The organism is Dactylosporangium sp. NPDC049140 (genome assembly GCF_040648435.1).
In genome coordinates this window covers 85,728-105,948 of the sequence record NZ_JBEZDS010000017.1, presented here as the reverse complement: position 1 = coordinate 105,948, position 20,221 = coordinate 85,728, and the positions used below count along the sequence as shown (strand labels likewise).

General features: G+C 73.9%; 15 protein-coding genes. 9 read left to right on the top strand and 6 right to left on the bottom strand.

The features are described 5' to 3' along the window. Nucleotides 1-4 precede the first annotated feature (4 nt). Complete coding sequence (locus AB0B76_RS26730; RefSeq protein WP_360380354.1) at nt 5-2,911, bottom strand: M36 family metallopeptidase; 2,907 nt, start codon at nt 2,909-2,911, stop codon at nt 5-7. 235 nt (nt 2,912-3,146) lie between these two features. Here AB0B76_RS26730 and AB0B76_RS26725 point away from each other — a divergent pair, with 235 nt between their 5' ends. Then, nucleotides 3,147-3,689: a hypothetical protein gene (locus AB0B76_RS26725; protein WP_360380352.1), complete on the top strand. Its 543-nt coding sequence runs from the start codon at nt 3,147-3,149 to the stop codon at nt 3,687-3,689. Between the two features lie 180 nt (nt 3,690-3,869). Further along, nucleotides 3,870-5,276: an amidase gene (locus AB0B76_RS26720; RefSeq protein ID WP_360380349.1), complete on the top strand. Its 1,407-nt coding sequence runs from the start codon at nt 3,870-3,872 to the stop codon at nt 5,274-5,276. A 74-nt stretch (nt 5,277-5,350) separates the two neighbouring features. Here AB0B76_RS26720 and AB0B76_RS26715 read toward each other — a convergent pair whose 3' ends face one another. Further along, complete coding sequence (locus tag AB0B76_RS26715) at nt 5,351-6,706, bottom strand: MFS transporter (RefSeq protein ID WP_360380347.1); 1,356 nt, start codon at nt 6,704-6,706, stop codon at nt 5,351-5,353. A 136-nt stretch (nt 6,707-6,842) separates the two neighbouring features. On the opposite strand from AB0B76_RS26715, the gene AB0B76_RS26710 reads away from it, so the two are divergent. Beyond that, nucleotides 6,843-7,211, top strand: coding sequence for a hypothetical protein (locus tag AB0B76_RS26710; RefSeq protein ID WP_360380345.1), 369 nt, complete (start codon nt 6,843-6,845; stop codon nt 7,209-7,211). Nucleotides 7,212-7,405: 194 nt separating this feature from the next. Here AB0B76_RS26710 and AB0B76_RS26705 read toward each other — a convergent pair whose 3' ends face one another. Next, complete coding sequence (locus tag AB0B76_RS26705; RefSeq protein ID WP_360380342.1) at nt 7,406-10,174, bottom strand: serine/threonine-protein kinase; 2,769 nt, start codon at nt 10,172-10,174, stop codon at nt 7,406-7,408. A gap of 219 nt (nt 10,175-10,393) precedes the next feature. Between AB0B76_RS26705 and AB0B76_RS26700 the strand changes: the two genes are divergently transcribed. Beyond that, nucleotides 10,394-12,685 (top strand): Hsp70 family protein, encoded by a 2,292-nt coding sequence (locus AB0B76_RS26700; RefSeq protein WP_360380340.1) that lies wholly within the window; start codon nt 10,394-10,396, stop codon nt 12,683-12,685. Nucleotides 12,686-12,732: 47 nt separating this feature from the next. Here the strand turns inward: AB0B76_RS26700 and AB0B76_RS26695 are convergent, their stop codons facing one another. The 3 genes from AB0B76_RS26695 to AB0B76_RS26685 all read right to left on the bottom strand — a co-directional run bounded on the left by AB0B76_RS26695 (nt 12,733) and on the right by AB0B76_RS26685 (nt 15,159). Beyond that, nucleotides 12,733-13,545, bottom strand: a complete 813-nt coding sequence (locus AB0B76_RS26695) for a heavy metal-binding domain-containing protein (RefSeq protein ID WP_360380337.1) — start codon at nt 13,543-13,545, stop codon at nt 12,733-12,735. Then, nucleotides 13,542-14,375 (bottom strand): hypothetical protein, encoded by an 834-nt coding sequence (locus AB0B76_RS26690; protein ID WP_360380335.1) that lies wholly within the window; start codon nt 14,373-14,375, stop codon nt 13,542-13,544. The genes AB0B76_RS26695 and AB0B76_RS26690 overlap by 4 nt, the downstream gene beginning before the upstream one ends. A 70-nt stretch (nt 14,376-14,445) precedes the next feature. Continuing rightward, complete coding sequence (locus tag AB0B76_RS26685; RefSeq protein WP_360380333.1) at nt 14,446-15,159, bottom strand: alpha/beta hydrolase; 714 nt, start codon at nt 15,157-15,159, stop codon at nt 14,446-14,448. Nucleotides 15,160-15,280: 121 nt separating this feature from the next. Here AB0B76_RS26685 and AB0B76_RS26680 point away from each other — a divergent pair, with 121 nt between their 5' ends. The 5 genes from AB0B76_RS26680 to AB0B76_RS26660 all read left to right on the top strand — a co-directional run bounded on the left by AB0B76_RS26680 (nt 15,281) and on the right by AB0B76_RS26660 (nt 20,221). Next, nucleotides 15,281-15,661: a helix-turn-helix domain-containing protein gene (locus AB0B76_RS26680; protein ID WP_360380330.1), complete on the top strand. Its 381-nt coding sequence runs from the start codon at nt 15,281-15,283 to the stop codon at nt 15,659-15,661. A gap of 90 nt (nt 15,662-15,751) precedes the next feature. Beyond that, nucleotides 15,752-16,621: a LysR substrate-binding domain-containing protein gene (locus tag AB0B76_RS26675; protein ID WP_360380327.1), complete on the top strand. Its 870-nt coding sequence runs from the start codon at nt 15,752-15,754 to the stop codon at nt 16,619-16,621. Nucleotides 16,622-16,756: 135 nt separating this feature from the next. Next, entirely contained in the window at nt 16,757-17,905 is a 1,149-nt protein-coding gene (locus AB0B76_RS26670; protein ID WP_360380324.1) for an LLM class flavin-dependent oxidoreductase, read from the top strand. Then, entirely contained in the window at nt 17,902-18,909 is a 1,008-nt protein-coding gene (locus AB0B76_RS26665) for a 2-dehydropantoate 2-reductase N-terminal domain-containing protein (RefSeq protein WP_360380322.1), read from the top strand. The genes AB0B76_RS26670 and AB0B76_RS26665 overlap by 4 nt, the downstream gene beginning before the upstream one ends. Continuing rightward, a complete protein-coding gene (locus AB0B76_RS26660) occupies nt 18,902-20,221 on the top strand; it encodes an FAD-linked oxidase C-terminal domain-containing protein (protein ID WP_360380320.1) in 1,320 nt (439 codons plus the stop codon). Before AB0B76_RS26665 ends, AB0B76_RS26660 begins: the two co-directional genes overlap by 8 nt.

Sequence of the window (20,221 nt, the reverse complement as noted above, 5' to 3'; positions counted from 1 at the left end):
GGGGCTACCGGGAGAACGCCTGGAACTCGGCGATGCGGACCTGCGCCGCGAACGGGCTCGCCGTCGCGCAGTCGGTCGCCGCGGCCGGGTCGTTGTCCTGCTCGCCGGCGTACCGGGGGTTGCCGGTGCACTGACTGCTCAGTACCTGGATCCGCAGGTGTGTCGCCCGGACCGGGTTGAAATGGAACGTCCGGAGGTTGAGCTGCGAGCTGACCGGCCGGAACGCCTCCGCGGGGAACGCGTCAGGCGCGCTGCGGAAGACCTCGCGGTAGCCGGCGTCCGACGAGCAGTCGGCGCTCGTGGCGTCGCAGGCGAGCACCCGGAACTGGCGCAGGGCGGAGAACCGGTTCTGGCCGCCGGTGTCCACGTCGCCGTCGATCGCCGGGCGCAGCAGCGCGCTCACGTTCACCGTGTTCACCTGCACCGGCCGGTCGCCGGCCAGGTCGACGGTCACTTGCTTGCCGGCCACGCCGTCGAGTGAGGCCCAGTCGGTCGCCTCCGTGTCGTCGCCGAGCTTGCCGACGTTGACGCCGTCGCCGGTGAGCACCGCGCCCGCCGTGGTCGAGGCCAGGTTGCGGGGCAGGTTCAGCCGCAGATCCTGGGCCGTACCGGCCCGGAACAGCGAGGTGAACTTCTTGTGCCCGAATCCGGCACCGACCGCGGTGAACGAGAACGTCGTACCGGGCAGGATCTGGAAGGTGTCCGGCAGGGCGGTCTCCGGGTCGGTGTCCGCCACCGGGACGGCGCGGGCCTCGTAGTCACCCACGTACAGCCGTATGACCGCGCCGGCCGAGTCGCCCAGCGGCTGCAGCGTCACGGTGGCGTTGTTCGCGTACGGGGACGCGAAGCTGGGCGTCGGATCGGTGTCGGCCGGCCCGCCGGCCGCGTCCGCGCCCAGGCCCGACTGGGCGAAGGCGTTCCAGATCAGGTCCTGGTTGGCCCCGCCGAAGCGGACCAGGTCGGCGGCGAGCATGTTGTCCCGCATGTCCAGCATGCTGACCTGGCCGGATGCCTGTAGCAGGAACGAGTCGAACGTGAGCTGGGCCCACCGCCGGTTGCCGGGGCACGCGTCGACGGTCACCTGTCCGTCGGCGCAGCGCTGCTGCAGCGACGGCGTACCGGCGCCGTAGCGCTGCACGAATGCCGCGCGAACCCGCAGGTTGGTGGCGACCCAGATCTCGCCGTCGGCGTGGACCTCCGGCCCGGTCAGGTCGAAGCCGATGTCGGAGAAGTTCAGGGGACTCTTGCTGCCGTCGTAGTCGCGGATGCCTGTCGTGTTGTTCCCGGTGGCGTACGCGCCGGTGACGAACGGCGTGTCACCCTGCGCCCGGATGTTGTTCTCGTACAGGTACTCGCCGGCGAGCAGATCGCCCCACGCCTCGCCCATCGAGCCGCCCTGGAACGAGCCGATCCCGGTGTCCGGCCCGGCGATCATGCGGTTGGTGATCGCGTGCGTGTACTCGTGCCCGATCACGGTCATGTCGTAGTCGCCGTCGACGCAGGGAGGGTACGCCGCCCCCGCGACCGGCTGCCAGAGGAACATGTTCGTGGTCGGCGGGAGGCCGTCGCGGGGGGTGCCCTGGTTGGCGTTGTTGCGGCTGCCGCTGAGCGCATTGGCCTGAGCGCGGCCCTGCTCGGCGTCGCCGCCGAGGCCGTCCGGCCCGAGGTTGACGACCTGCATGTTCCAGGCCGATTCGGTGAAGCCCAGGTTGTACGCCCAGTCGTGCATCCGGTTGTGCATGGCGAACAGGTTGCTCACCGCCGCGTCCGCGTCGTTGCGCTGGGCCGAGGTGAACGCCGCCGGGTTGCAACGGGCCGTGTGCCACTGGTCGGTGAACGGGTAGGCGTAGTCGCGGTTGGGCTTCGGCGTCGCCGGGACGGGGGAGGTTCCGGCGCCCCACTGCACCACGTCGTTCGTCGCGTTGCCGGTGGAGGTGAAGGTCGGCTGCCCGGTGCTCAGGTCGACGTCCCACGCCTGGCCGCTGTTCGGGTCGCGGACCGTGCGCACGCAGGCCGGCATCGGGCTGAAGCACCAGCGTACCCGGGAGTCGAGGCCGGCGACGTTCGTGGGGCTGGCCGGGAAGACCGCCCAGCTCGGGTTGTCCGCGTCGAAGTCGACCAGGTCGTCGCGGACCAGCACGCCGCCGGTACGCGCGTCGATGTAGGTGGTGAACGCCACCGGACGGCTCAGGTCGGATCCGTTCAGCGTCACCGCGTACGCGGCGCGCGGCCCGCCGGCGGGCGTGGGAACGGCCACCGTGTCGACGTCGACGTGCGCGACCTTGGCGGCGGTCAGCCCGGCGTCGCGGACCGCGATGGCGATCGCCTCGGCGGAGGGTACGGTGGCCGGCTGCGGTGCCCGGGTGTCGCGGGAGAGCGACGAGGTCACCCGGACGACCGCGCCGTCACTCACGAGGACCGACACGAGCCCGTCGTGCCCGGCCGGCAGCCCGCCGAAGCGCTGCCGCAGCAGTACCACCGACGCCTTGCCGATCGGGCGGATCAGGACCGTGTCCATGGCGGCGACCGACTGCTCGTCGATGCCGAAGAGCGCCTGGTTCTGGGTGAGGAACTGGCGGGCGGCCGTCTCCGGGTCGGCCGCGAGACCCGCGGCCAGTGCGGTCCGCCCGGGCGTCACCGGGCCGAGCGCCCGCGGCGTGCCGAACGCGTTGAACTGCACCGCGCCGAACCTGCCGGCGAGCGAACGCTGCTGCCCGCTGGGCGCGACGGCGCCGGTGCGGTTGTCCACGTCGCGGGCGCCGTGACCCTCGCCGAGGAAATCGCTGGCGGTCTGGCCGGAGAGCGGGTCCCGTGGCGGTGCCGACCACGACGGTGCGGCCGTCGCCGTCAGGCTGGTGACCACGGCGACGGCGATCAGCCCGGCGGTCTTCCGTTTCGGATTGCGCGTCATGGTCCATCGAGGTCTGCCCACGATCGATTCCTCCTCTGCCTGGAGCCGCGAATGCCGGCCGACGGGTTGAGCGAGACGTGTACAGATTTCAATGTGTGAATACTCTGATCGGGCGTGCGGGGCAAGAGCGGGCCGCCCTGATCGGCCCGATGAAGGGTGCGGTGAGGGACCTGGCGGTCAGGCCGCCGGGACCGGCCCAGCGGAACCGGGGCCGGGAGCCGTGCGTCCCAGCGGCATGGAAAAGTGGTCACTGCTGACACTGAGCGTGCTGGCCCTGGCGCTGACGGCGGCGGGCTGTGACGGGCCGGCGGATGCACCTGCGGCGCGATCGACCGGGCCGGGGCCGGTCACGGCCTCACCCTCGTGGGCGCGATCGACCGGGCCGGTCACGGCCTCACCCCCGCCGGCCGGTGACCCGTCGCCCGCGCCGGCGTCGGCCCCGGCGCTCATCGCGTTCGTCATGGTGCGGGACGGCGGCACCGGCGGCGCGACCGAGGTGACCGAGCCCGGCCAGATCGACCGGCTGGTGGCCGGCCCACCGGCGGCGATCGAGTCGGCGCGGGCGGCGGTCGCCCGAAACGCCGGCCCGGACCTGAGGATCTTCGCGTTCGTGCTGCCCGGTTGCCAGAACGACGGCGCGGCCCTCACGACCGGGGCGGCGAGGATCACCGCGACCCTCACCGGCGGCGCGGGGACCGCGTGTTTCGTTGCGGAGTGGTACCTGGCTGTGTTCGCGGTGCCGGCCCGCCTGGTCCCGCCGGGTGCCCGCGTCGGCTGACGGTCCCGCGCAGGCCGTGAGGGCCCGCGGCCCGTCGAGCACGCGGGCGATGGCGGCGCCGACGGCCCAGGGCGTCCGCGTGCGGCAACGTCGAACGTCATGTGATCGTCCGGCCGGCCGCCGCCGACGTGTGATCGACGTAATCTGAGAACCGATACGGATCTTGAGAGGAGCTCCGCCATGGGCACCGACCTCACCTACGCCGACGCGACGGCGATCGCCGAGCTGATCCGCACCGGGGAGGCCTCCTCGGCCGAGGTGGTGCAGGCGCACCTGCACCGCATCGAGTCCGTCGACCCGCACCTCAACGCCGTCGTCACGCTCGCCGACGGCGCCCTGGACGCCGCGCGGCGGGCCGACGAGCAGCTCGCCTCGGGCGCGGAGGCAGGACCGCTGCACGGCGTCCCCTTCACGGCCAAGGACTCGTTCGACACCGCCGGGGTGGCCACCCAGCGCGGCTCGCCGATCTTCGCCGGACGTGTCCCGGACGCGGACGCCACCAGCGTGGCCCGCATGAAGCGGGCCGGCGCGATCCTGCTGGCGAAGACCAACCTGCCGGAGTTCTCGTACTGGATCGAGTCCGACAATCTCCTGACGGGCCGGACGAACAACCCCTGGGACCTGGACCGCTCGCCCGGCGGCTCCAGCGGCGGGGAGTCCGCGGCGATCGCCGCCGGCATGTCACCCCTCGGACTCGGCAGCGATCTGTCCATCTCGCTGCGCGGGCCGGCGGCCGACACCGGCATCGCGGCCCTCAAGGCGACCCACGGGCGCGTCCCGATGACAGGGATTTGGCCGCGGGAGCCCCGCCGCGACTGGCACGCCGGCCCGATGGCCCGCTCGATCCGCGATCTGGCGCTGGCATACTCGTTGCTGGCCGGCCCGGACGGCGCCGACGGCTTCGCGGACGTCCCCCGCGAGTTCGACGCCGGCCTGGGCGCAGCACCGGACCGGCCCGTCCGCGTCGGCTGGCTGGTCGACTCGGGGCTGGGTCCGGTCGACGCCGAGGTTGCGGCGACGGTACAGGCGGCCGCCGACGCTCTGCGGGAGGCGGGCGTTCACGTGGAGGCCGTGCACATCCCGGCCCTCGAGCGCGACAACCCGCTCGACATCTTCACCCGGCAGCACGCCATGGAGATGAAGCCGCCCGTCCGCGAAGTCACCGCGGGCCACGAGGACCAGATGTTCAACTACTCGAGGACCTTGCTCGCCGCACCGGACACGTCCGTGGAGGACTACGTCCGGGCCGAGGAGGGGGTCGAGCGGCTCCGGGACGCCTTCGCGGAGTACTTCCAGCGGTACGACCTACTGCTCCTCCCGGTGACGACAATCCCCGCGCACGCGCACGGGCTGGCGAAGTTCACGCTGGACGGCCGGACGGTGGACGCCTTCCACGTGAGTTCGACGACCGTTCCCTTCAACCTGACCGGCCTCCCGGCCCTGTCCATGCGCTTCGGCACGACCGGCGGCGGCCTGCCGATCGGAGTGCAGCTGGTGGCCGGCTGGTACGCGGAGTCGACGATCCTGCACATCGCGTCGCTACTGGAGGCGTTGAGCCCGGTCCGCGACCAGCACCCGGCCCTCTGACGAGAAGGACGCCCAGGCCCGGCTACGGCAAGGCCGGCAGTCGAGGGCGGCGCCGCTCACGTCCGGCCGTTCATTCAATGGGTGTCGCCTTCGGCCGGCGTCCTCGGCAACCGGAAGGCAGCGGCGACACCCGCCATCGCAAGCAGGGTCATGAGCGCGAAGACGACGCTGAACGAGACGGTCGGCGATGCCTGCCAGCCGGCAAGGAGCGCGCCGGTCACCGCGACACCGGTGACGGCCGCGACCTGCCGGATCGTGTTGAACATGCCGGACGCCGCGCCCGCGGCGGTCGCGTCCACCGATGCCATGGCGGCGACCGACAACGGCGACCAGGCCACCGCATTCGCGATCCCCAGCGCGGCGGCTCCCGGCACGATCCACCACGGATTGACGCCCAGCACGACAACGACCTCGATGAGCAGCAGGCTCGCGGTGAGCAGCGCCATCCCCAGGATCGCCGGCCGGCGTGGACCCGCGCGGTCGACCCACCGGCCGGCCGCCGGCGACAGCAGCGCCGCGATCACAGCATCCGGGGTCATCACCAGCGCGGCCGCCAGCGGTCCGAGGCCCCGCACCTCCTGCAGGTACAGCATCGTCGGCAGTGCCATCGCGATGACCACCGTCCCCAGCGAGGCCACCGCGACGCTGGCCGCGCGGAATCCGGCCGATCGGAAGACCGTCGGTGGGGCCAGCGCCAGCGGCCCGATCCGCTGCTCCCGGGCCACGAACCCGGCCAGCAGCACCGCAGCCAGCACGCAGGCGGCAACGATCACTGACGCCGGAACATCCCGCCATGCCAGCAGCGTCCAGACGAGCAGACCGAGACCCGCGGTGCTGAGCAGCGCCCCGGGCAGGTCGAGGCTCGTGGCATGACCCCGGCTGCCGGGAATCCAGCGCAACCCCGACAGCAGCGCGGCACAGCACAGCGGGACGTTGACCAGGAAGACCCAGCGCCAGTCGAGGGCCGCGGTCAGCAGGCCCCCGAGCAGCGGACCCAGCAGCGCCCCGGCTGATGCGACAGTGCCCCACAGGCCGAGGGCACGCCCGCGTTCGTCGGCCCCGAACAGCCGGCGGATCAGCGTGAGCGGCTGGGGCGCCATCGCGGCCGCCGCCAGCCCCTGGACGACGCGGAACAGCACCAGCCAGCCGACCGACGGCGCCAGGCCGCACAGCGCCGAAGCCACCGCGAAACCCGTCATCCCGGCCAGGAACACACGCTTCGGGTCGTAGCGATCGCCCAGCCGCCCGGCGACGAGCAGCGGCACCGAGAACGCCAGCAGGTACCCGGCCGTCACCCAGAACAGCCCTGAAGTACCGGCCTGCAAGTCTTCCTGGATGCGCGGGCTCGCGACCGCCACGATCGTCGTATCGAGCAGAATGACGAAGAACCCCGCCAGCAACGCGGCCAGGGCCGCCCACCTGTTCGTCACCGGCTCCCCGGTCGCACGGAGGCCGGCTCCAGCGTCACTCACCCCAGCAGTTCCTTCCGCCTTCGACCGTCCGCACTGCCGCCCCATCTGACCACGCCCACGGACGCGGGCACGGTAAGCCTTCCGGGTCTACGGGGTGACAAACGATCCGGATCGATCCGCGGCGCCGGATACGCCCGCGTTGTGGACCGCGAGCTTCCGGCTGTTCTTCGCCGCGCGGCTCGTCTCGTTGCTCGGCGATGCCATGCTCGTTGTCGCGATACCGGTCCTCGGCGGCGCCCTGTCCGACCGGCTCGGCCCGCGAACGACAATGGTCTGCGCGGACGTGGCCCGCTTCGTCGTGCAGGCGGTCATGGCGGTGCTGGTCATCGGGGGCACCGTCCCGCTGTGGTCCCTCGTCCTCCTGCAGGTGCCCGGCGGGGCGGCGTCGGCGCTGTTCGCGCCCGGCTCGGGCAGCATCGTGCCGCGACTGACCGAGCGCCTGCGGAGGCGAACGCCTCCGTGAAGGTGGCGGAGGCACTCACGGCCGTCATCGGGCCCGGGCGCCGGTTGCCGGCGATCAGCGCCACGACGCCGGCTGCAGACGCTTGAGCGGCAGTGTGCGGTCGACAGTCCATAATGGACGCCCGCGCGGCATCGGGCTCTCCCTGTGGTTCGGTGCCCGGCCCGGCGGTCGCTCACCGCCGGGCCGGGCTCACGTCAGCAGGGTGTGCTGCGGGGGTTCGTCGGCGTCGCCGCGTCCTCGATGGTGACCTTGGCCGGGTCCGCGCCCTTCACCGGGACGTGTGCGGTCACCGCGATCGCCCAGTCCACCGTCACCTCCCGGTACTTGCCGGTCGGGAAGCCGGGGAAGCCGAACTGCACGGCGATCTGGGTGTTGCCCACCAGGCACGGCCGGCTCGCCGGGGCCGGCGAGTTGTAGAGCGTCTGGGCGGCGCTGGCGTTGAAGTGCGCCAGCACGGTGCCGTCCTCGAGCAGGACCGGCTGCATGGTCAGGCCGCCGGCCGGCTTCCAGGTGAGCGCGTTGTAGAACACGCCGTTCACGCCGACGAAGCCCGGAATCCCCGCCAGGAACGAACCGCCGCCGGTGGACACCGTCAGCACGTCGTCGGAGCCGAGGGCCTTGCTGTCGGTCACCCGCTGGCCCCAGGCGACGTACCGGGCCGGCAGGGTCGCCGGGTCGGCGACCAGTTCGGGCGGCGGGGGCAGCGTGCCGTCCGAATTGATCTTGGGCTTGGGGACGTTGGCGGCGACCTTCGACTCGATCAGCTCCGACATCATCCAGGGCTGGTCGGCCGAGGTGCGGGTGAACCGGGCGTAGATGTAGACGATGGTGCCGTCGGCGAGCTTGAGCTGAGCGGTGGCGAGGAAGTACGCCGGGTACTTGGTCTGCCCGGGCGGTACGCCGATCTCGACCTGGCTGAGCTCGCCGCTCGCCGCGCCCGGGAAGCCGAGCAGGGTCAACAGCGCCGGGCGCGCGTCGGTGACGATGTGCGTATCGGTGCCGCCGCGGGCCTCGCCCCAGGTGGAGGCGAGGATGACCCGGGCCGACTCCTGCGTGATCACCTCCTGCGACGCGGCGGCGGGCGTCGACGGCGTCACCGCGAGGACGATGCCGACCAGGACGGCGGTGGCCGCGCCGACCAGCGGCAGGGCCCCGCCGGCCGTGCCGCTCGACACCGAGGTGACGGTCGTCGTGGTGGTGACGGTGGTCCCGGTGCTCGCCACGGTGAGGCCGGCGGCGCCGGTGGCCACCGGCGCTGTCGCGGCGCCCACCTCGGCGACGCCGAGCGCGGTGATCCCGGTGCCCGCGGTGGCGGCGCCCGCGCCGAGCGCGCCGGCCGCCGCGATCGCCCCGCCGGGGGCCAGGATCGCGCCGGTGGCCGCGCCGAGCGTCATCCAGTCCGTCCCGTAGGCGGCGGAGGCCGCCTCGCCCAGCTCGGCCAGGAACTCCTCGGCGCTCTGCGGTCGCCCCGCCGGGTCGAGCGACAGGGCCCGCTCGATCAGGGTCGCCAGCTGCGGGTGCAGCCCGGCCGGGGCGGCGGGCGGCGCGTCCGGGGCGACCACCGGCACCTGGCCGGTCAGCAGCTCGACCAGAATGGCGCCGAGGGTGAACAGGTCCGAGCGGGCGTCGATCGGCTCGCCACGGCGCTGCTCGGGGCTGAGGTACTCCGCCGCCTCCTCGGCCGCCGGCACCGTCTCGGCGCCGGGGCGGGCGTTGCCGAAGCTCGCCAGGACCGAGCGCCCGGACCGGTCGAGGTAGATGTTGTCGGGCCGCACGTCGCGGTGGACCAGCTCGAGGCGGTGCAGGGCGATCAGCCCGGTCGCCGCCCTGGCGACCACGGTGAGGGCCTGCTCCGGGGTGAGCCGGGGGCCCGCGTCGAGCAGCTGGCGCAGCGGGGCGCCGTCGATGTCCTCCGTGACCACGACGGGCGGCGCGGCGGCCCCGTGCAGCCGCAGGCAGTTGTCGTCGTCGAGGAGACGCATGACCTCGGCGTCGCGGGCCAGCGCGGCCAGCACGGCCGGATCGCCGACGAACTGCGGCCGGGGCGTCTTCAGCAGGACCCGTGTGACGCCGTCCGGCTCGAGCGCCCGGTAGACGGCGACGCTCTCGCTCTGCGTGAAGAGCGATTCGGCGGTACGCCCACCGAGGTCCACGTGCGCCGGCCGGGCGAACGCCTCCGGCGCGGCGGCGGCCGGCCGCGGGCGCCGGCGGGTGAGCGGCAGCAGCAGCGCCAGCACCACGCCGACGAGGGGCGCGAGCCAGATGAGCCCGCTCGACGGGCTCAGCACGCCGGACTCGTGCAGCACCAGCCCCTCGCCGGCGCCGGCCAGCAGGCCCAGCGGCGCGGCCAGCAGCGCGCGCCGGGCCCAGCCGCCGACGGGGCGCCGGGCGATCAGCACGGTGAAGAAGCCGCCGGCCAGCGCCAGCAGCAGCCCGGCCACGCCGGCGACGGTGGTGAACGCGCTCCGGTCGCTGGTCAGGACCAGCGTGGTGTGGCAGCCGGGGCCGGTCACGGTGACCTCGACGGTGCGGGTGAAGCTGCCGAACAGCGGCGGCTGGGACTGGTTGACGTACCGGCCCTTGGCCGCGCCCGGGGCGGCGGGCAGGCCGAGCCGTAGCCCGAACGCGGCGACCGTCGCCGTGGCCGGCGCCGACCCGGTCGTCGAGTCGACGACCAGGACGGGCCGGCCGCCCGGCACCGGCCAGCCGGCCTGTCCGTCCAGCCGGGTGCCGGCCAGCTCGTGGGCCGGCTGGGTGGGCAGCTGCTTGCGCAGCCGATCGGCGTCGGCCGCGGAGCCGGCCACGACGCCGGTGATGGCGCAGCCGGCCGCCGGCTGGGCGGGGGCGGCGGTGGCCGGCTCGGGCGGCGCGGCGAGGAGCGCCGCACCGGTGAGGACGGCGGACAAAGCGACGGCGAACAGCCCGGCCGCCGCGGCAGGCCTGGCGCGCTGGAGGAGACGCATCGGGTCGAACCTTTCTTCCGGCAAACGCTGACGCAGCCGCGGTACCGGCGCGGACCCAGGTTGGTGGCACCGAACGTACGCGGGCCGGAACCAGAACGAACCGACAGTTCAGCCGGTCCAGTCCCACTGTTCGGTGATCGTCTCGGCCGCCGTAACGGCTACCGCGATGTCAGGTATCGGACAGATTCCCGGGCGGCCGGGGCGCTCTACTGTGGCGGCATGATCGGCGGGGGGTACCGGCTGGGCGTCGACTTCGGCACGTCCACCACCGTCGCCGTCCTCGCCTGGCCGGACGGCCGGACCCGGCCGCTCACCTTCGACGGTTCGCCGCTGCTGCCCTCCGCCGTGTACGCCGACCCGGACGGGCCGCTGCTGGCCGGCCGCGACGCGCGGCACTGGGCCCGCCGGCATCCGGAGCGCTTCGAGCCGTACCCGAAGCGGCGCATCGACGACGGCACGCTCCTGCTCGGCGAGCGTGAGGTCGGCGTCGTCGAGCTGTTCGCCGCCGTGCTGTCGAGGGTCGCCGCCGAGGCCGAGCGCGTCGCCGGAGGGACACCCGAACGGGTGACCGTGACGTGCCCGGTGAGCTGGGGCCGGATCCGTCGGGAACTCCTCGTCCGGGCCGCGGTCGAGGCGGGCCTGCCGCGCCCCGCCGTGGTCGACGAGCCGGTCGCGGCGGCGGCGTACTTCGTCACGGTGCTCGGCGCCACGCTGCCCGTCGGCGCCCATCTCGTCGTGTACGACCTGGGCGCCGGCACGTTCGACGCGACGGTGGTCGCCCGCACCGCCGCCGGGTTCGCGGTGCTGGCCAGCACCGGCCTGGCCGACCGCGGCGGGCTCGACATCGACGCCGCCGTCGTCGAGCACCTGCGCGGCGTGTACGCCGACCAGGCCGGCGCCTGGCAGCAGCTGGCCGAGCCCGCCCACCGCGACGCCTGGCTGGACCTGTCGGAGCACGTGCGGGACGGCAAGGAGATGCTCTCCCGCAGCGCGTCGACGTTCGTGCGGCTGCCGCTGCTCGACGTGGACGCGCCGCTCGGCCGCGAGGAGCTCGACGGCCTGGCCGGCCCGGTGCTCGACGAGACCGTCGCCGCGGTGGCCACGGCGCTGCGCGACCTGCCCGGCCCACCCGCGGCGGTGTTCCTGGTGGGCGGGGCGAGCCGGATGCCGCTGGTCTCCACGGTCGTGCACCGCAGCACCGGCGTCGCCCCGGTCGTCATCGAGCAGCCGGAGCTGATCGTCGCCGAGGGCGCCCTGCACGCCGTCGACGAGCCGGCCCCGGCGGTGGGCCCGGCCCCGGCGGGAAGTCCTGTCCCGGTGGGCCCGGCGACGACGGGAAGTCCTGTCCCGGTGAGCCCTCCGTCGGCGGTGACACCGGCAACCGCGCCGGCGCCCCGGCCGCCGCGCACCCGTCGGGCGAGGCCCAGGGACTATCTGCGGCCGATCCTGGTCCTGCTGGCGATGGTGCTCGTGGTCGTCGTCATCCCGCTGATCGCCACCGCCTCCGGCGCCGAGGCGCTGGGCACCGGATTGCGTGCGCCCCTCGGGCCGGTCGGCTTCCTCCCCGGGCTCGCGTTCGTGGCGTTGCTGGCGGCCGGCGGCGCCGCGCTCGGCCCACGGGCGGGCCCGTTCGCCCTGCCCGTCCGGGCCGCGCCGCCGCCGGCGGGGCGGCTGCTCGGCCTGGCCGCAGCCGCGAGCGCCGCGCTGCTCGCGGTCCTCACCGGCGCGGCCGTGGTCAACAGCGGGGCGGCCGGCCGGCCCGGCGAGGCCGGGTACGGTGTCTTCCGCCACGTCCTGACCGGCGCCGACCGGTGGCTGCCGGCGGTCGCGGTCGCGGCCGGCCTCGCCGTCGTCGTCGCGGGCCTGCGCGGGCTCGCCACCCGCCGCCCCGTCGACGTGCTCGGCTCGGGCGGCCCGGACGGGTACGCGATGGCGGTCGCGGCGGGCACCATCCTCGGCTGCGCGGCACTGACCCACTGGTACGCCCGGCCCGGTAGCGACCCGCCGGCCGGGCCGTCGGGCATCGAAGTCGAGGTGGGCCGCCCGGCCGACGACCCGGTGCTGTACGTGGCCCACCGGGTCCTCGGCGCCGGCGGCTGGACGGCCGCGACGCTGTGGCTGGCGGTCGCGCTGGGCGTGGCGGTGCTGCTGACCGGCCTGGTGTTCGCCGGCGCGGGGCTACGGGAGGCGGTGGCGCTGTGCCCGCCGCGCGGGCGGCAGTACCTCTCCGGCACGGCCTACGGCCTGTGCCTGACCGCCGGCGGGTACCTCGCCTACCACGCGGTTGCCGAGGTCCGGTACTGGTCGGGCTGGCGGGTCGCCGACGGGCACTGGACGGCACCGCCGCCCCCTTCCGACATCGCCGTGGCGGTCGGCGACGGCGTCTGGCGGTTCGGTTGGTGGCCCGCGGTCGGGCTGATCGCGGTCGCGGCGGTGGCCGGGTTCGCCCGGTCGGCGGCCGGGCCGCGGCTGCGCCCGGTCGGCCGGGCGCGCGGCGCCCGGAAGCGCTGACCGGAGACGCCGGAGCGGGTTGATCGGCCGCGTCGCCGGTCGGGGGTTCAGTCGAGGCCGAGGACCAGCTGAGGGACGGCGATGGTGTGCTCGTCGCGCAGCGGTCGCACGGCGGTGCCGATGGCGAAGAACTCGGTGGTGTGTGAGCCCCACGAGTGGTTGCGCTGGTTCAGGTCGACGCCGACGATGCCCTCCGCGTCGAGCTGCTCGGCCTCGTGCTGCATGCGGGCCATCGCCAGCTCGCGGGCCTCGTACAGCGCCTGCGTGAACTGCGGGAGCTCGGCGTTGCGCCCGACGGTCGCGAGCATGTTGGCGAAGGTGCGGTGCGCGACGTGGTAGACGCAGACGCCCATCACCATGCCGAGCGGGGCGTAGCCGGCCTGCAGCAGGGTCCAGAAGTCCTGCCCGGACAGCGCCGAGGTGAATGGGCGGCCGGTCTTGGGCTTCCAGCGCTTGCCGTGGTCGGCCTTCACGGCCGTGCCGACGGCGAGGAACTCGGCGGTGTCGCTGCCCCACTCCTTGAAGTCGACCTCCAGCCGCACCGCCACGATGCCGTCGGCCCCCAGCACCGCCGCCTCGGCCTGCATCCGGGTCATGGCCAGCTCGCGGGCGTGGTACATGGCCTGGCTCAACACGTCGAGCTCGGCGTTTTTCGCCCAGCGGCTGAACTGGAAGCCGCAGTGGTACACCGACGTGCCCAGCACCAGCCCGAGCGGCGTGAAGCCGGCCTGCTTCACGAGCAGGAACTCGTTGACGGTGAGGTCGGAGGTGAAGATCCGCCCCGACCGGCCGGGCTTGAGCTCGGCGAGCCGGTCGATCGCGTCCTGCGGAACGCCCACCTCGGCCGGGTCCAGCGTCATGGCTCGTTCCTCCAGTTCGTGGCGGGGCGTCGGCCGCGGTCCAGCCGCATGATCGACAGGGGGCGGCCGGGCGGGGCGCCGATCGGGCGGTGCAGCTGGACGATCGCGGTGCCCGTCATGTCGGCCCGGGCGATGCGGTCCTCGGCCTCGATCTCCACGCCGTCGCGGTCCACGGCGCCGCGGCCCGTCTCGCAGGGCTGCTCGCAGACCTTGAGGCCGGTGTCGCCGAGGAGTACCGAGCCCGCGCCGGCCCGCGCCGCCTCGGCGGCCAGGGCGGCCCGCGCCGCGGCCCGGGCCGCCTTGACGAGTAGGGTCGAGGTGCTCAGCTCGACGTTGTCCATCGAGGAGCGCTGAAGACTGCCCGAGGTGTCGTGCACGGCCCGCACGGCGACGCCGAAGATCAGCGCTACGGGCATCCATCCGGCCCGCAGCAGCTTCGCCAGCCCGGCCGCATCCACGCCGGCGGTGAACGGCCGCGCCCCGCGCCGCGGCGGCGAGCCGCCGGCGCGGACCGCGGTGCCCGCGATGACGTACTCCAGGCTGTCCCTCAGGAACGGGCGGACCGCCAGGGTGGCGCCGACGACGCCGTGGCCACCGGCCGCGACGCACGCGCGCCGCATCCGTTCCAGCGCCAGCTCGCGTACGTCGCGCTCGTACTGCTCGGCCACCTCGTCCACGACCGGTTTGCGCCTGGGACCGTTCCAGCACATGTCGTAGCCCAGGGGCGGGCTGAACACGGCGGTGCCGGTCACCGGGGCGAGGGGCTCGAAGCCCACGGAGCGCAGGGCGGCGAAGCCACCGACGTCCGCCCCGTCACCCGTGCGTGTCACCGGCCCATTGGAGCAGATTCCGGCGCGAACCACCCGTTCGGCATGTTCGTGGCCGGGCTGGTCCCGCCGGTCAGTCGAGCTTGAGCAGCAGGTCGGTCAACTCGGCCGGCATGGTGATCATGCAGTCGTGGCCGGTCGGCAGCTCCCACACCCGCTGCCCCGCGGGGACCGGACGGCGGGTGATCCCCTCCGGCTGGTGAGCGACGCAGTGGATGTGCGTGCGTGGGATCGCGCCGGCCGCCGGGTTGTCGAGCCGGACCGGTTGCTGCAGGCAGCGCACGGACTCGTCGGTGAGCAGGCTGCGCAGCCAGGCGACGTCCGTCGGGTCGGTCACGCCGAACAGCCCCAGCGGCGGCGGCTGTTCCGGCAGCGGCGGGATGCGCCAGCCCGGGCCGGACGCCGCGGCCTGGTCGATCAGGAACTGGGTCACGGGCATGACATCGATGGCGCTCTCGCCGTCCCGCGGGACCATCGCGTCGAGGTAGACCAGGTGTGCGATCCGATCCGGGATCCGGTTGGCCGCGCCGGAGATGACGAGCCCGGCGTAGCTGTGCCCCACGAGGACGACGTCGGTGAGGTCCTCCTCGAGGATCAGGCCGACGATGTCGTCGACGTGGGTGTCCAGCCCGACCTCGGGGCCGAGCAGGTGTGCCTTGTCGCCGTGCCCGGTCAGCGACGGCGCGAACACCCGGTGGCCGGCCGTGGCCAGCCGCGGGACGACCCGCTCCCAGCAGCGGCCGTCGTGCCAGGCGCCGTGGACCAGAAGGTATGTCGGTGTGGTCATGAGATGCGGTTCCCATCTGTGCCTCGGTACTCTTTTGTGACCGTGACAATGCTGGTTTGACCACCACGCCTTGCGCAATCAGGCACATTTCGGTGCCCCGGTTCTCTGGAGGTAACCACTGATGAGCACCACGGACGAGCCGGTCGAGTCGGCCTTGGGGTGCCGGCCCCGGGAGGTCCTCGACATCGTCGGGGACAAGTGGTCGCTGCTGGTCGTGCGTCACCTCCGGGACGGCCCGCGCCGCTTCACCGAGCTCAAGCGGGGCATCGACGGCATCAGCCAGCGCATGCTCACCGTCACGCTGCGCAGCCTGGAACGCGACGGCATCCTGACCCGGACCGTGCACAACGTCATGCCGCCCAACGTCAGCTACGAACTCACCCCGATGGGTGCGACCCTGCGCGAGGCCACCGCCCACCTGCTGCGGTGGAGCAACGAGCACCTGGCCCTGATCGACGCCGCGCGCGCCGAGTACGACGCCCGCACCGCTCAGCCGGGGTAGTCACGATGTGAGGCGATTGACACGCGGCGGCGATTGTCCGCATCATCGGGCGCATGGTGCCGGACGTTTCGACATGGGCCGCTGGGCGTCATGGCTGACCCGCTCGACCTGGTCCACCTGCGCACACTGGTGGCCATCGCTGACTGCGGCGGGTTCCACCGGGCCGCGGCCGCGCTGCGGATGAGCCAGTCCACGGTGAGCCAGCACGTGCGGCTGCTGGAGCGGCGGCTCAAGGAGCCGCTGGTCGAGAAGGCTGGACGGGGGATGCGCCTCACCGTGCACGGTGAGGCGCTGCTCGTCGAGGCGCGGCGGATCCTGGCGGTGCACGACGAGTCGCTGCGGCGGCTGGAGGTCGTGGCGGAGCGGGTGATCCTCGTCGGATGCACGGAGCACGCCGCCGACCAGATGTTGCCGCAGCTGCTGGCCGTGATGCGGCACGGGTTCCCCGGGCGGACGGTGCGGTTCCGCATCGACCGGTCGACGCAGCTGGCGCAGGCCGTGACCCGCGGCGCGCTGGACCTCGCGGTCGTCCTCGCCGGATCCGAGCCGATCGGCACGCCCGTCACCGAGCTGCCGCTGCACTGGTACTCGGCGGCCCAGTTCACGCCGCCCGCGGGCGGGGACGCGTGGCCGGTCGTGGCATTCGAGGAGCCGTGCGGGCTGCGGCAGCGGGCGCTGCAGGCCCTCGAGGCGGACGGCCGGGTCGCCGCCATCATCGCCGAGTCGACCAGCCTCGACGGGGTGGTCGCGGCGGTCCGGGCTGGGCTCGGGGTCGCGCTGCTGCCGAGCACCGGCCGGACGCCCGCCGGGCTGGTGGTGCGGCGCGAGCTGCCGGAGGTCGGCACGATCGGGCTGCACCTCGCCGCCCGCAGGGGCATCGACCCGGAACTCGAGCGGATGGCGTGCGAGGTGAGCCGCGAGTTCTTCGCAACCCGGGCGCATCTGCGCAGCGTTGCCTGAGAAGGTACCGATCGCGTCTGCCGATCGGTGCCGGACACCGAACCGAATTGGATGTATTCCCATCGGGTAAGTAGGCTATTGTCGCATGGCACGGCCGCTCGGCGCCGCGCCGTCCTTACCGAGGAGTGCGACCCCATGCCGGTCGAGTTCATCAGTGCCATCAACGTCAACGCCAGCAACGAGGTCAACGGGCGCGCCGATCCGGCCGTCGACGTCGGGTACCTGCGCCGTTACGCCCGCATCCTGGAGGACGGCGGCTTCGACTACACGTTGGTGCCGTACAACTCGACGTTCCACGACCCGTTCACGGTGGCGGCGGCGCTGACGCAGTTCACCGAGCGGATCAGGCCGATCATCGCGCTGCGGCCCAACACGATGTATCCGACCGTCGCCGCCAAGGCCCTCGCGACCCTCGACCAGCTGTCCGGCGGCCGGGCCGTCGTGCATCTCATCGCCGGTGGCAGCGACGCCGAGCAGGCCCGCGAGGGCGACCGGCTGGCCAAGGCGCAACGGTACGAGCGGCAGGAGGAGTACATCCGCATCCTGCGCAAGGTCTGGACGTCGACCGAGTCGTTCGACCACGGGGGGAAGTACTACACGTTCGAGGATTTCGTGTCAGTGGTGCGGCCCGTCAACGGCACCATCCCGGTCTCCGTCGGCGGGTCGTCGGACGAGGCGTACCGGGTCGGCGGCGCGCTCGGCGACATCTTCGGCCTCTGGGGCGAGCCGCTCGCCGACACCCGGCAGCAGATCGACCGGGTCGCCGCCGAGGCCCGCCGGGCCGGCCGCGAAGACACGCCGCGCACCTGGGTCACGTTCCGCCCGATCGTCGCCGCCACCGACGCCCTCGCCTGGGACAAGGCGCACCGCATCCTGGCGATCCTGCAGGGCCGCCGCGGCGCGGGGCCGTGGAAGGCGCGCTGGGCCGGCGCCGACGGGCCTGCGAACGTCGGCTCGCAGCGCCTGCTGGAGATCGCCGGCCGCAAGGACGTGCACGACCGGGCACTGTGGACGCCGACGGCCACGGCGACGGGTGCGGCCGGCGCCTCGACCGCGCTGGTCGGCAGCTACGAGACGGTCGCCGCGGCGATCCTCGACTACGTCGACCTCGGCGCCGACCTGATCTCGATCCGCGGCTACGACAACCTCGACGACGCGATCGACTACGGCCGGTACATCATCCCGCTGGTCCGGCAGGAGCTCGCCCACCGCGCCGAGACCGGCCGCCGCGGGCAGGTCGTCGCCCAGCCGCCGCTGGTGGCCGGCGGGGTGGGTGCCGCATGACCCGGTACGTGGTGATCGGCGCCGGCGCCGTCGGCGGCCTGCTCGCCGCCCAGCTGGAGCTGGCCGGTATCGCATCGGTCCTGGTCGCCCGGGGTGCGCAGCTCGCCGCGATCCGGGACCGCGGACTGCGGATCCGGCGGCCGCATGGCGACGACGTGGTGCGGCTGGCGGTCGCCGGTGGCCCGGACGAGGTACGGCTGACCACCGACGACGTCCTGGTGCTGGCGACGAAGGCGCAGGACGCCGAGGCGGCGCTCATCGACTGGGCCTGGCGGCCCGTGCACGACGAGGACGGCGCGCCGGCCGGGCTCGCGGCCGACCTGCCGATCCTCACCGTGCAGAACGGGCTGGCGACCGAGGACGACGCGCTGCGCCGCTTCGGCCGGGTCTACGGCGTCACGGTCGCGGTGGCGGCGAGCTACCTGGTCCCCGGCGAGGTCGTCAACCCGTCGTTCCCGGTCGTCGGAGTGGTGTGGCTCGGCCGGTACCCGGACCGGGCGGGCGACGAGGATCAGGAGCGGTTCGTCCGTGACCTGACGGCGGCCGGGTTCGGCGTGCACAGCGTCCCGGACATCTCCGCGTGGAAGGCCCGCAAGCTGCTGGGCAACGTGCGTAACGGCCTCGACCTCCTCGACGGCACCGACGAGGAGAAGGCCCGCGCGGGCGCGCTGCTCGCCGCGGAGGCGGAGGCCGCCTACGCCACCGCCGGGATCGTCCCGGCCGCCGCGGACGCGATCCGGGCCGGTGCCGGCCTGACGTTCGCGCCGGTCCCGGGGCACGTACCGGGGCGGCTGTCGACCTGGCAGAGCTTCGCCCGGGGCACGTCCAGCGAGGTCGACCACCTCAACGGTGAGATCGTCCGGCTCGGCCGCCGGCACGGTGTCGCGACCCCGGTCAACGAGCGGCTGCAACGCCTGCTCGGCGCCCAGGCCGCCGCAGGCCTGCCTCCGGGCACGAACCGGGTGAGCGACCTGCTGACGGTGACGGCGGACGCCGGTGCCTAGCCCGGCACCCGGCCCGGTCGAGCTGGAGCCGCTGTTCACCGACCGGTCCGGGTTCGCGCCGGACGGCCCGCCGCACGCCGTCGTGCGTGCCCGGACCGTCGCCGACGTGCAGCGGACCCTCGCCGAGGCCACCCGGACCGGCACCCCGGTCGTCACCCGCGGCGCCGGCACCGGGCTGGCCGGCGGCGCAGTCGCCGGCCGCGACGCGATCGTGCTCGACGTGTCCGGACTCGACCGGATCCTCGACATCGACCCGGCCGACGGCATCGCCCGCGTCGAGCCCGGCGTCATCGCCGCCGACCTCGACCGCACCGCCGCCGAGCACGGCCTGATGTACGCGCCCGACCCCGGCAGCGTCGCGATCTGCACCGTCGGCGGCAACGTCGCCACCAACGCGGGCGGGCTGCGCGGCGCGAAGTACGGCGTCACCCGCGACAGCGTTCTGGCCCTCGACGTGGTCCTCGCCGACGGCACCCTCCTGCACGTCGGGCACGACACCGTGAAGGGCGTCGTCGGGCTCGACCTCGTCAGCCTGTTCGTCGGCTCCGAGGGCACCCTCGGCGTCGTCGTCGGTGCGACCGTCCGGCTGCTGCCGAGGCCGGCCCGGGTGGCCACCGCGGTCGCCTACTTCGCCTCGGTGACGGAAGCTGCCCAGGCGTCGATCGCCCTCGGTGCGGCCCGCGTACGCCCCGCCGTGCTCGAGCTCGTCGATGGCCCGACCCTCGCCGCCATCGACGACCTGCGCGGCAGCGATCACGCCGGGCTCGGCGCCGCGCTGCTCCTGGTGCAGACCGACGGCTTCGGCGCGGGGGAGGAGATCGAGGCCGTCGCCGCCGTGCTGGCCCGCACCGCCCGCAGCGTCCGGACCACCGAGGACCCGGCGGTCGCGGCCGACCTCGCCGCGGCCCGCCGCGACGCGCTGCCGGCCATCGAGGCGAAGGGCCGGGTGCTGATCGAGGACATCGCGGTGCCCCGGTCGCGGCTGGCCGAGGCGGTCGACGGCGTGCACGCGATCGCGTCGGCCACCGGCACCGACATCTTCGTGTTCGCGCACGCCGGCGACGGCAACCTCCACCCGATCATCCTGCTGCCACCTGAGGACCTCGACGGCCTCGCCGCGCACCGCGCCGCGGACGAGATCTTCGCCCTGGCGCTCGCCCTCGGCGGCACGGTCAGCGCCGAGCACGGCGTCGGCCTGCTGAAGCACGCATGGCTGGAACGCGAGCTCGGCGCCGACGTCCTGGCGCTGCAGCGCCGCATCAAGCAGCTCTTCGACTCCGCCGGCATTCTCAACCCAGGAAAGGCCATCTGA

Bases quoted from the DNA above. Each gene is read 5' to 3' on its own strand.
- AB0B76_RS26730 (WP_360380354.1), bottom strand. From the start codon at position 2,911: ATGACGCGCAATCCGAAACGGAAGACCGCCGGGCTGATCGCCGTCGCC.
- AB0B76_RS26725 (WP_360380352.1), top strand. From the start codon at position 3,147: ATGGAAAAGTGGTCACTGCTGACACTGAGCGTGCTGGCCCTGGCGCTG.
- AB0B76_RS26720 (WP_360380349.1), top strand. From the start codon at position 3,870: ATGGGCACCGACCTCACCTACGCCGACGCGACGGCGATCGCCGAGCTG.
- AB0B76_RS26705 (WP_360380342.1), bottom strand. From the start codon at position 10,174: ATGCGTCTCCTCCAGCGCGCCAGGCCTGCCGCGGCGGCCGGGCTGTTC.
- AB0B76_RS26700 (WP_360380340.1), top strand. From the start codon at position 10,394: ATGATCGGCGGGGGGTACCGGCTGGGCGTCGACTTCGGCACGTCCACC.
- AB0B76_RS26695 (WP_360380337.1), bottom strand. From the start codon at position 13,545: ATGACGCTGGACCCGGCCGAGGTGGGCGTTCCGCAGGACGCGATCGAC.
- AB0B76_RS26685 (WP_360380333.1), bottom strand. From the start codon at position 15,159: ATGACCACACCGACATACCTTCTGGTCCACGGCGCCTGGCACGACGGC.
- AB0B76_RS26680 (WP_360380330.1), top strand. From the start codon at position 15,281: ATGAGCACCACGGACGAGCCGGTCGAGTCGGCCTTGGGGTGCCGGCCC.
- AB0B76_RS26675 (WP_360380327.1), top strand. From the start codon at position 15,752: ATGGCTGACCCGCTCGACCTGGTCCACCTGCGCACACTGGTGGCCATC.
- AB0B76_RS26670 (WP_360380324.1), top strand. From the start codon at position 16,757: ATGCCGGTCGAGTTCATCAGTGCCATCAACGTCAACGCCAGCAACGAG.
- AB0B76_RS26665 (WP_360380322.1), top strand. From the start codon at position 17,902: ATGACCCGGTACGTGGTGATCGGCGCCGGCGCCGTCGGCGGCCTGCTC.